The sequence below is a fragment of the Ezakiella coagulans genome (assembly GCF_003096635.1).
GTDB lineage: Bacteria > Bacillota > Clostridia > Tissierellales > Peptoniphilaceae > Ezakiella > Ezakiella coagulans.
The window spans coordinates 1-12,192 of record NZ_QEKV01000005.1; the positions used below are offsets into that span (position 1 = coordinate 1).

The following is a 12,192-nucleotide window of genomic DNA, read 5'->3' on the forward strand; positions in this document are numbered from 1 at the left end:
TATGCACCTCCTTACTTGTTGTTTCTATTTTTAGTATAGGATGTTTTGCGTATAAGTGCAATTTTTTTACATAAAAATATCTATGGAGGGTTTTACTCCCCCATAGATATTATAGAGCCATTAAAAAACGCCTAGTTAAAAACTAGGCGTCTTTTAATAATCCTTACTTATTAAGCATTTCTCTTACTTGATTAATGTTGTTGTATTCGAATACGCAGATTACTTTTCCTTCATTATCGAGGAGAATTCCTGCATTACCCTTTAGACCTGTGAATGTTCTCAAGCTTAGAGCACCTCTAAACAAGTTGTTGTTGTAATTTCTTAGATTATGATCTTTAATCATTCTTTCAAAATCCCATCTTGTTCCATCGACAAGGCCCAATTTAACATTGAAACCTTCATCGATGAGAGCTTTTGAATCTTCAAACATTTCTTCTCTATCTTTATTTTTATAATTTCCGAAGAGAACAACTGTCATTTTTTCTGTGCGATTGATTTTTTCAAATCTTACAAGATTGTGGTTATTGTTTATTACAAGTTTGTCATCGATTTCTTTTCCAAACAATTTCTTAGTTCTTTCAAGTTCAAGGTCACTTAATCCTTCATAAAGACCCATTTTGCTATATGAATCAAATGTTTTTTCTGCATTATTTTCATCTGCAACTGGAATTGCAACTGCATTTTGAGCTTTTTCAACCATTTTCTTCATAAGTTCGATATCAAATTCGCCATAGTTCATGAGTCTTCCGTCTTTGTCGAGAATGAACATTGCCGGTTTTGCAATCGGTGCAACCAAGTGGATCGTTCCTGCATTTCTTGCAAAGTATTTGTCTTGACCTTTGAATTCTCTTGATTTAAGAAGTCTGTTCAATTGCCATTTTGTTCCTGTTGTGATGCCGTTTACGAGGTTGAAATCTTTTTCTTCCATATCGAGAACGTCTTTCCACATTTTCTTTGCTTTGAATGAGGTGATGTCTCCCAAGAGCACAACTGTTGGACGTTCGTGGTCGATATATGCATCCAGTGTAGTTCTTTGGTCGTCTGCATCTCTTAACATTTTCTTTGTTAGATCGATGCCGTATCTGTATCTCATCCAACCAATTTCAATGTCTCTTCTCAAGTGGTCGAATTGTCCACTGTAGAACATGTCGTCGAATGTGAACTCTGTAGGTTCTACTACGATTTCTTCCCAAACAGCTTTGAGTGTTAGGTCTGTTGTGATGATTGATTTGAAATCAAATGCTTCACCGTTTAGAGCCCAACCCTTGAATTCATATCCTTCTTTTGTCGGTGCTGCAGGCTCTTCGATTGTCTTGCCGCTTTCGATTTCAGAAGTCCATGGTTTTTCGCCATTGTCCGGATCAAATGTGACTGTAACATATTCTATTACAACGCCACTTAATTTTTCGTAAGTTCTCTTGATTTCTTCTACAGCTTTGTCAACTTCTTCTTGTGTTGCTTCTCTCTTGTTAGCAATATTTGTTCCGTCAACGATTGCTGTTTCGTATGCGTCTCTTTCTTCAGCAGTAGCATAGATGAATTTGTCTGAATGGCGTACTTCATTGTAGTCTGCCAAAAGTTTTTTGAGTTCAGTCTTATCTGCTTCGTGAACTCCGTCGAGGTTCTTTAGAGCAGCTTTGATGTCAGTGATTGCTTTGTTTACATCTTTTTCAATTGCGTTTTCGTCTTCATAAACTTTTTTACCATTTTCAATTGCAACGTCGTATGCTTTCTTGTCTTCTTCAGTGTCATAGTTGTATCTGTCTGATTTTTTGATTTCTTCAGATTCGTCAATTAGTTTTTTGAGTTCTTCTTTTACAACTTCAACTTTGCTTCCGATTATAGCATCTCTTGTTTCAGTAACTTTTTCTACAAGTTTATCAACTGCAACTTGTGTTGTTACTGATTTTTTAAGTTCAGCTTTTGCTTCAAGAATTGCATCGTCGTATGCTTTCTTCAAGTTTTCATCAGCATTTTTGTAGCTTTCTGAATTTATGATTTCGTCATATTCAGCGACGAGTTTCTTTAATTCTTCTTTATTGATTAATTCAACACTTTCGTCACGTTCAAAATTGAATGTGAGTTCTTGTTTTGAATATTCAGTTACTGTAAATTCTTTGATTTCTTCATCTTTAAGTTTATATCCTTGTTCGCATCCGAGGAATTTTACTTGGTAAAGTTGGTTGCCGTTTCCGATATATGGAACTTTCTTGAGGTCAGTTACATATGTGACTCCGTAGTTTGTCTTTGCATAAACTGCGTAGTCAGCTTCAACTTTTCTTTCACCTGCAAGTGAATTTACCTTTAAAATAAGCGGTGCAACAATGTTGATATATTTTGCGAATGTTGGGCTTGGATATGCATTGATGATGTTTGGATAGTAAGCATATTTTGTGCCGTCAAGTCTAAGTTCATAATCTACGCCTGAAATTGCCGGGAATTCAAATCCCTTTTCAGTCATCTTTACGCCTTCAACTTCTTTTCCATTCATGTCGAAAACTGTGATTTTGTAATCGTTCAAGCTTTCTTTTGCATCCTTAGGGATTCTTACTTCAACTTGTTGAACTTCTTTTTTGTCTTCTATTTCAAATACTGCATTGAATGTCGGATGTTCTTTGTCAAGTGTAAATTCAATTCTCTTGTTCTTTACATTAACTTTCAAATAATCTGACAAGTCATTCAATACATAAGCATATTTGCCATATTCAAGGTCAATTGCTCCATGTTTGTATTCTTGTGCGAAACTTAGTTTAACTTCTTCATCTTTTCCGTCTACAACTTTGTAGAGTTTAACTTGTTCAAAGAATTTGAGTCCCGTTCTTGATCCTGTATAGTTGATATCCCAACTTGCTTTACCTTTTGTAGGATTTTGCGGATCCGGTCCCGGTGTTGCATTCTTTAATACGACAACAAATTTAACAACTGCATTTTTGTTTGCATCGCTCAAAGTTACTGTATCGCTTATCTTTGACTTTGCTTCGTCATATTTGCCTTGCATATTCCATGTTGAGGAAAGTTTAACGTCGTATTTTCCATATGGAAGAGCTTTTTCTTCATTGTTCATGAGGATTTCGCTATTTGCATAAGCCATCATGAATGTATTTAATTTAGTTTCTTTTGTGCCGTCTGATTCATAAACTTCGAACTTAAGGGTTCCTTCTCCTTGTGGAGCAGCTTTTCCTTCTTTTAGTTCAATTGTCAAATTCTTTGTATCTTTTTCAATTGTAACTGTTTCAAATTCTTCTGTCGGTACAAGTCCTGTAGGATCTACGATTTCAACATCATATGTTCCCGGTGCGACTTCAATTGTTCCGTTTTTAAATTCTTGATCATCAAGCATAAATGTTACAGGTGTAACTTCAGTGCCGTCTTTCATAAATTTAACATCTATAGAAACTTTTTCTTCCGGTGCTCCAACAGGAATAACTACGAATTCAACTTGGAATTCTTTGCTGTTTACAATGAATTCTTTTTTATTTACTGTATAGCCTTCAGGAATTCCCTTAACTTCTGCTTGATAGTAATCGTATGGGAGATCGACAAACCATGTGCTGAATCCTGTCTTGATATATGTCTTCTTGATAGGTTCGCCCTTTGTTCCTGTGAGTACATATTCGTATGAAGCTTTTTTCAAATCTGCCGGAAGATTGTCATCGTTAACAAATATAGCACCTTCGCTCATCTTATCTGAGTCAGCGTATTTAATCCAATTGAATTCAACTTCTACAGGATCTGTTGTAGATCTGAATGTTCTTGATGTTTGAGCATAGCTTTGATTGTCAATTGTGATAGTTGTTTCACCGAATCTTTCTTTGTCAGCAATAGCTTCAACAAAGTATGTTCCCGGTGTAAGTTCCATACCTTCTGTATAGTCGTAAACTTTTCCTTCTTTACCAATCCATTTGTAGAAATCGCAGATGTAATAATCAGCTTTTTCATAGTTGTCTTTGATTGTGAATGCAAACTTTTTATCACCAATTTCTTCAAATGTAAATGTTACATTTGCTTCAGGTTTTTCTTGTGAAAGTGTTACATATTCATAAGGCTTTTCAACAAACATTCCTTCCGGCATTTTTTCAGGGAATATCATCCATGTGCCTTCAGCAAGTTCGTCGAGTTCAACGATTGAACCGTTCTTTGAATCCTTTGCAAGATATTTTACTTGACTTTGAGTCCCTTCAGTTGTGATGTGAACTTTATAGAAATCTGCTCTCTTGATATTTGCAGTAATAGTTGAATAGTTTGTAGAACTATTTACTGTAAATGGCATATCTTCGCCGAATGTAATGGTGTAACCGTCTTTTCCAGGTTTAAATTCTGCATAAAATTCATAGTCGCCGTATGGAAGATCTGCGTCAAAATATTTGTCGTAAATTCCTTCGTCTTGAACGAATCCGAAAACTTTTCCGGTCTTAACATTCTTTGCGAGAAGTGTAAAGTCAGCCCATTCAAGATTGTCTTTTGATGCGACTTTAATTGTGATTCTTCCTGTTGGAATTGCTGTAAATTCAAGAACAATTTTGTGTTCTTTGTTTTCTTTTGAAATTTCAAACGGAATTTCACTTTCGCCTTTTAGTTCGAATTTATTTGAATAGTTTGTAACGATGAGTTTGTATTTTCCAAACTTGAGGTTTTCAGTGTTTTTAACTTCCTTACCTGCTTCGTCTACAACCTTATATTCGAGATTTAAAGCTTCTGTTCCTGTTTGTTTTACTTCAACGTCAAGTTTTCCGAACATATCTTTGAATACGAGCATTTCAGCTGTTGCATTCTTGATATTGTGTCCATTGTCGATTGCGTAAATATTTACATCTGAAAGTTCTTTTCCTTCAGGAATTACAACTGTAACTTTATTTCCTTCTCTTGTGAAGTCAATAGCCTTTTCATTTGCGTCAATCTTAAAATCTCTTACGCCTGAACCTTCTTCTTTGATATCAAATGTGAGAGTTCTTGTAGCTTCATCATAGAAAGCATTTTCAAATTGTGGAGCTACTGTATCAATAGTAAACTTGATGTCTCTGTAAGTTTCAGGATAACTTTCCTTTGGAGCCTTTGTAGCAGCTGCTGTAAGCCTTAAAGTATATTCTCCGTCTTTGAAGTCCTTTAGTGGAACTGCACCCGGAGATGTGAAACCGAGATATTGTTCTCTGTTTTTGTCGTTGTCCGGATCAGTTGAAATGTTTGTATATTTCAATCCGATAGGATAATCTGTTGATTTTCCTTCTGAGTCGATTATAGAAGCTTTAACTGTAGCTGTTCTAACCATAACCATATTGATGCCCAATACGTCTTGATAATTATCAGCATTCGGAGAAATTACAATCGGTTCAAATTCAGGAGCCGGTTCTTTGTCCGTATTCTTGTTTGCGTCTATTTCTTCAAAGTTTTTAATACCTGCAATAACGATATTGTTGTAGGTTTTACCCTTTTCATCTTTGTATGTTCCATAGTTTGTTTCGATATGTGTTGAATATCTGAACCATTCATGATTTCTTGTCTTCAAATTCCAATACATCGGTTTTTCAGTTGTGAAATCAAAATCGTAAACAGGTTTTTCGATTGATGGAATGCTGTCATAGCTACCTTTAAATGAAACGAACGGGAATGAAATTTCCATGCCGTTTTGGTCTCTTAAGTGAAGGAATCCTTCAACGAAAGCACCGTTTGTAAAGTCTTTAACCTTTTCCATGTGTTCAATCGGGAATGTGATTGAGAATTCTTGTTCTGTTTGTGCAGGAACTGTGAACTTCTTGTCTTCGTAAGTTTCAGAGAAAAGTTCGTCCGGTCTTAGAAGAAGAGTCTTGCCATCTTTTGCTTCAATTGTAGCTTGAACTGACGGTGTGAGTTCCTTTACATTTGATGAATAGTTGTGTACAAGAAGATTTAAAGTAATCTTGTCATCAACATTTCCAACAAATTTAGATGCAATTTTTGTATCTTTGTCAACAGCTGTGAAATCGAGTTCTGTTGCTTTTTTAAGATTCATAACACCTGCGCCTTGACGACGTGGGGATGTTGTTGCTTTTGTCTTCGGGTCAACATGTGGAACTGCAGAGTTCATAAGAATTGTCTTTGTAAGAGCTGCCTTATGTGTTTCTCCTGCAAACATCATGTCGTCCAAACGGTCACGAATGATACCGACTCCACCTGTTACGTGTGGTGTAGCCATTGATGTACCGCTCATGTCGCCGAATGTATCGCCCATTGTTTGTGTTGAATAAATGTGTCCACCAGGAGCTGTAATGTCCGGTTTCATATATCCGCCGATTGAAAGACCCCAGTTTGTGAAAGAACTTAATTCACCAAAAGCAGGGTTTGCCGTTTCTTGTGGATCCATTTTAATATTAACAGTCTTTGTACTACTTGCAAGCATCTTTTCAGCGGTTGCTAGTTCAATTGAAATTGCAGGAATGCTGTTTCCTTTAACACTCATGTAGAGTTGACCTTCAACATTGTTGTATACAATTGCGCCTTCAGCTTTTGCAGCTTGTGCGTTTAAAACTTTTTCGTTGAAAGTGATGCCGCCTCTTTTCATGAGAGCAACTTTTCCTGTTAAATCTTTTCCTTCAAAATCTTCTTTTTTACCAAGACCACAATCTACAAATTCATAATCCTTAGGTTCGAATCTTAAATCGCCGCCTGTTTGGAAAATATATTTATTTCCTTCAAAAGTAATTAAAGGAACATACATTGTCTTGTTTTCGAGTGATGCAACAGTGATTGCATTTGTTGCAATACCCGGTGCAGCCATTGTACCAAAATCAGGATTGTCTATGTTTAACTTTCCTTGATATTCCCCTTCGTTACCTGCTGCGATAACAAAGTTTGTGTCAGCTGCATAACCATTGTTAATAGCCTTTCCTACAAGACCATCAGCTTGACCCGGAAGACCTTTTGTTGAACCTAAACTCATGTTAACAGCATCTGCACCCATAACAATTGCGTCTTGCATTGCTCTGATGTAGATATTGGATGATGTTGAACCTTGTTTCATAACGTTCATCATGAGAAGTTGTGCTTCAGGAGCAACACCTCTCCATGTCTTTCCGCTTATATCAAATTTGTTTCCGGCAACAGTACCGCTGACGTGTTGACCGTGAGCAGCCTTTTCCTTTTCCGGATTCAAATCCTTATTGTTTGTATTATAATTCCATCCGAAAGGAATCTTTTCAGAACGATAAATATCTTCATATAATTTTTTATCAGCAGAATTGTCCTTGATTGAAAGCTTTCCACCGTTTAAGAAATTGTTGATGTCAAGCTTTGCAAGTCTAGGTCTAACACCCGGTGACAAATAAAAAGCACTGTGAGTAGGATCCATGTTACTGTCGATAATTGCGAGAACTCTTCCTCTACCGTCGTACTTTTGTTGGAAAGTATCGTCATTTCCAATTAAATCATTTGAATTAACCATGCTGATTGATTCATCCATAACACTTCTGCTTTGGAAAACAGCCATATTTGAACGAACGATATCAGATTCATTAATCGTATAATTTTCAAATACTTCTATTACATTAGATAACTTTTTTGCACTTTCAAGTTCTTCAACATTCATCCTTGCGACTAATGCAGGAACCAAAAGTTCAATTCTGTCAAAAACCTCAACCTTTGGAAGCTCCTCTTTTAAAAGTTCTTCGAACTTATCAAGAGCTTCGTCTGAGAGTTTGACTGCCAAATCATAGTTTTGGCCGGTGTACGCTTTTTCAAATCCGGGAACAAGCTTTTCAACGTCAACATTGATGATGTACTCATTCCTTTCTTCTGCCCTCACAATAGTGCTAAAGCCTGTAAAGACACTTAGTACCATCATTACTGAGAGCAAAATTGAAATAAATTTCTTACTCATAAAAAACCTCCTAGAAATTTTTTCGGGGCAAAATAATTTTAAAAATTCATTATTGTTTTTATTTAGTGTGTTAAAATGGAATACGCAAGAAAACCCCGAATCAGCGATTAATCTATTAATCGCTTCGTAACCATATTGTAACATAAATACGAGATAAAAATCAACACCTTTATAAAAGAATTTAAAAAAATCATATAAAATATAGTTAGAAATTTTATTTTAAACTTAAAACTAATTGATTCTTGAAAACTTTGTAAAACGAAAATCAAAATAAAATAATTGATGTAAAATATGGATGTTTTATTTTAAATTATGGATTGTGGTTTTGGGTGGAATTGTTGGTGTGGGTGTCATAAAATAAGAAATACCAATGCAAATACATTCCACGCTGAAATATTTTACAATTGCATACATTCGCAAACGCGTTGTAGCGTGACGGCATACGTTGTGACGTAAGGAACAACGATGTCCTCACGCCATATATCACACCTGTACAATTTACAAACCCAACAACAACGCATCGCCATTAAAATATCAAACCAAAAATACCAACACAAATACATTCCACGCCGAAATATTTTACAATTGCATACATTCGCAAACGCGTTGTAGCGTGACGGCATACGTTGTGACGTAAGGAACAACGATGTCCTCACGCCATATATCACGCCCGTACAATTTACAACCCCACCAACAACGCATCGCCATTAAAATATCAAACCAAAATATCGCCAACAATCATTTCCCACGACGATCTATCCTTCAATTTAACAAATCCGCAAACGCCTTCCCAGTTTGCGAGGAATTTTCGATGAGAAACGCTTAGATGAAATATTTTAGGAGTGAGACGTACTGGCAAGTACGTCTCACTCCTAAAATATTGAATCAAGCGTTTATCGCGAAAATAACCGCAAACAACAAAAAAAGAACCGGCAATCGCCAGCTCCAATTCTTCTTAATCCAATTCGTCGTACATCTTTAGTGCCTTCGCACCATATGCCGTTCCCGGTCCGCCGTTCATTAAAATACATGTTTTTATTACGTCAACAAGTTGTTCTCTTGTGCCGCCTGCTTTTTTAAAGCTTGTGATGTGTGCGAGCATGCATGGGATGCATTTTATTGTGATGGAGATGCCGAGTGCAACCATTTCTTTTTCAACAAGTGTCGTTGCGCTTTCTTTTGAATATTCAGCGTGAAGATCTCCAAATGCTTTCATTATTTCCGGTGCTGATTTTACAAGTTCTTTATTCATTTCTCCGTTTTCTTTTCTTTCGTCAATATAACTCATAATTTCCTCCTTAGATTTTCTCGGATTTTTTATCCAATATTATTATACCCCCAAACCTTTTTTAAACACATCTAAACAATCTCTATTCGAATTATGAATAGAGTTCCTTATACTTATTATTTTTTCTTATAGCTATATAATATGAAGATTTTAAATTCATACAATTATTCGCTGTTACGTTCCGGAAAATGCACCATGATGGGTGAATTTGAATATGAAATTGATTTTTTGTTCGATATTTTATTGACACAACATTGTTGTTTTGGTTTCCACAAAAATCGAACGTCAAATATGGCGGGAGGACATTGTCACTCCTTACGTCGTAACGTATGCCATCCCGCTACGGCGGTGTTTTCAATTTTATACAAAAACCATTTGCAAAATAGACCGCAAATTACCTCACAAACAAAAAAGGAACCGATGATTTCCGGTTCCTATATATACACCATAATTTGCGAGGAATTTTCGATGAGAAACGCTTAAGATGAAATATTTTAGGAGTGAGGCGTACTGACAAGTACGTCGCAGCGACTGAAATATTGAATCAAGCGTTTATCGCGAAAATAACCGCAAATAACCCCCATTATAGTTGAAATAAAAACTCCACATCTATCTCAAAGCCTTCTTTCACTCCTTGATAGACCGGGTCTCGTTCAATTGCTTTTCTCATAAATTTCTCGCCTTCTTCATGTGTGAAGTCGTCGATGTAGTAATAAATTTTAATTTTTATCTTTTCTATTTCAGGCGTTTCCTCTATTCCCACAACTTTCAAAGTACGAAGCGGATTTGTCACGCGAACGCTTGCTCTTCCCTCGATTTCATCGAGTTCCGCTCGAGCAATTTTCGCTTCGCGGATAATTGTAAGAATCATCGATTCCATAATTCCCGCAACAAAAATTTCAACGCTTGAGAGCTCGTCTTTTTCGTTGTCATACGGAAGCTCTTGATCAGTCGATATATAGCTTGCATCTCCGTATGTGTTAACTCTTTTAAGATCGTTCGAAGTTGTTCGCATTGTAAAATCGAAAACTTCCGCCTCTTTTGAGCTGTCAAATATTTCCTTACTTGTCATATTTTTCTTCCAAATATTTTACCGCTGTCTGAAGTTCGCTGAGTTTTTTATCTATTATTTCCAGAGTGTTCACAGGTCTGTTTGAGAATGTGGCAAATCCGCAATCAGGATTTAAAAATAGTCTTTCTTTCGATGTAAATCGAAGTGCTTCTTCAGCTCTTTCAATCATGTCTTCATGCTTTTCAATAACATCTGTTCTCGGATTTATTACTCCGAGTCCCAAAATGATTTCTTCTCTTATCTTTTTTGATTCGAAAAGACTCGAAAGCTCTCCTGCTCTTTTCGTTGAAAATTCGAGCATCAAAGCATCAGTGTCGATGTTTTCAAAGAGCTTTATAAGCGGCGTGTATGGTCCGGAAAGAAGAATCGATTCATCTTTCGACCAGTTTCCACGGCAAACGTGGAGTGCTCTCATCGATTTTGTTCTGTCGATTTTTGCCATACATGATTTTATAAGATGCGTAGCAAATTCGAGTTCCTGGGTCGGGTCTTTCTTTTCGGACAGTGCAGCACACATAAATGTTCGAGGTTTTCCTTCAGTGAAAACAACTTCTGTCAAAACCGGTTCGTCAAATTGGATTATATCCACTCCGATTTCTTGAAGTTCCTTGATTTCTTCAGCATAAATCTTTATGACATCTTCGCCGAGTTCCTCTTTCGAATCATATCCGTTTTTCGATAGTGCCGGAAGCCACATTGAACGAGTCACAAGATAAGGCCCCGGAAGAGTAATCTTAACTTTTTTATCCGTTCTCTTTTTAAGTCTTTTTAATTCATCGCAAACAATATTTGTCCTTCTAGAAATTTTTCCTTCACAAATTGCATTTTTTATACTTATTGCAGGAACATCTAAGATCGACAAAATTTCTTCAAATGCCTTTTTGTCTTCGACATAGTCTAGCATTTCAGCCATAGACATCATTCTGACTCCGGCAAGCTTAGTTGCAATGAATGAAACATAGTTGTCTCTTGATAGCTCGCCCGATGAAATATATGTGATATTGTTTTTTTCTTGAAGCTTTACAACTTCATCTTCTTCGCCATCGATGATATTTAAAAACTCCGCCTCACTTATAGAGCCCTTGGATCTCTTCCTAAGGGCTCTTAAAATCTCATCGTTTCTTGGCATGCTTCCAATAAGTGAGGTTGAAAACGATTTAGTCACGATATTTCCCGAAAAAGTCTAAATACTTTTCCGCATTTGTTATTTGTTCGAAACCTGTTGTGCGACCCGGAACCCATTCTTTGAGTCCTTCCATGTCCATAATTTTCTTATGTTCAGGATCGTTGTAATCCATTGTGAAAAGGATTTTTGACCAATCTTTAAAATCTTCACTTGGGAATCCTATTCTTGCTGAGAAAATACAGTGGTCGAAGTGTGGTGTTTCGCCCAAAACTTCCAATTGATTTTTGTCAATCGTGCCGTCGTTTGTCCAAGCGTTGTAGTTTAAGTCGATTGTGAAAGCGCAGTCAACGTCTCCGTTTTCAAGGGCTTTAACAGCATCGAGTTCTCCTCCGACGTGGTCGCCGTTTAGACCAACTCCCTTGTCAAATCTGACTTCTTCATAATCCTTTCCATATTCGAGACCCTTAGTCTTTAAATAGTAGATTGGAATGAGTCTTGCTTGCGGGCTGTCGAAAGCACCGAAACCAATTTTTTTGCCTTTTAAGTCTTCAAAGGATTTAATATCTCCACCTTTTCTGACTAGACAAATAGTCTTTCTGTCTTGGTCGGTATCTCTCATTGGACCATTTTCACTTTCGCCTTTTGTTCTTATTTGAGTTTGAAGCCATGCGAGCGGACTGTTCCATGCGATGTCTATGTCGCCGTTTACAACTGCATCAACTTGCAAATCATAATCTTTGAAATAAACACCTTCAACATCCATGCCACGTTCAATAAAGAACTTGTGGATCATATCCCAAATAATTGTAACCTTCGGATCGTATATAACTGCACCAACTCTAATTTTATTTGTCATA

Annotated in this window: 5 protein-coding genes; all 5 read right to left on the reverse strand. The window is 36.6% G+C overall.

Annotation, left to right across the window (positions count from 1 at the left end):
* Positions 1-163: 163 nt before the first annotated feature.
* Positions 164-7,849: a S8 family serine peptidase gene (locus C7381_RS04820; protein WP_165803599.1), complete on the reverse strand. Its 7,686-nt coding sequence runs from the start codon at positions 7,847-7,849 to the stop codon at positions 164-166.
* Positions 7,850-8,804: 955 nt separating this feature from the next.
* Entirely contained in the window at positions 8,805-9,137 is a 333-nt protein-coding gene (locus C7381_RS04825) for a carboxymuconolactone decarboxylase family protein (RefSeq protein WP_116480095.1), read from the reverse strand.
* Positions 9,138-9,720: 583 nt separating this feature from the next.
* Entirely contained in the window at positions 9,721-10,209 is a 489-nt protein-coding gene (locus C7381_RS04830; protein WP_116480096.1) for an OsmC family protein, read from the reverse strand.
* The gene (locus tag C7381_RS04835) at positions 10,199-11,377 is read right to left on the reverse strand and encodes a cobalamin-independent methionine synthase II family protein (RefSeq protein ID WP_116480097.1); all 1,179 of its coding nucleotides are present in this window, start codon (positions 11,375-11,377) and stop codon (positions 10,199-10,201) included. Before C7381_RS04835 ends, C7381_RS04830 begins: the two co-directional genes overlap by 11 nt.
* On the reverse strand, positions 11,367-12,191 hold the full coding sequence (locus C7381_RS04840) for a phosphate/phosphite/phosphonate ABC transporter substrate-binding protein (RefSeq protein WP_116480098.1): 825 nt from the start codon (positions 12,189-12,191) through the stop codon (positions 11,367-11,369). Before C7381_RS04840 ends, C7381_RS04835 begins: the two co-directional genes overlap by 11 nt.
* Position 12,192 lies beyond the last annotated feature (1 nt).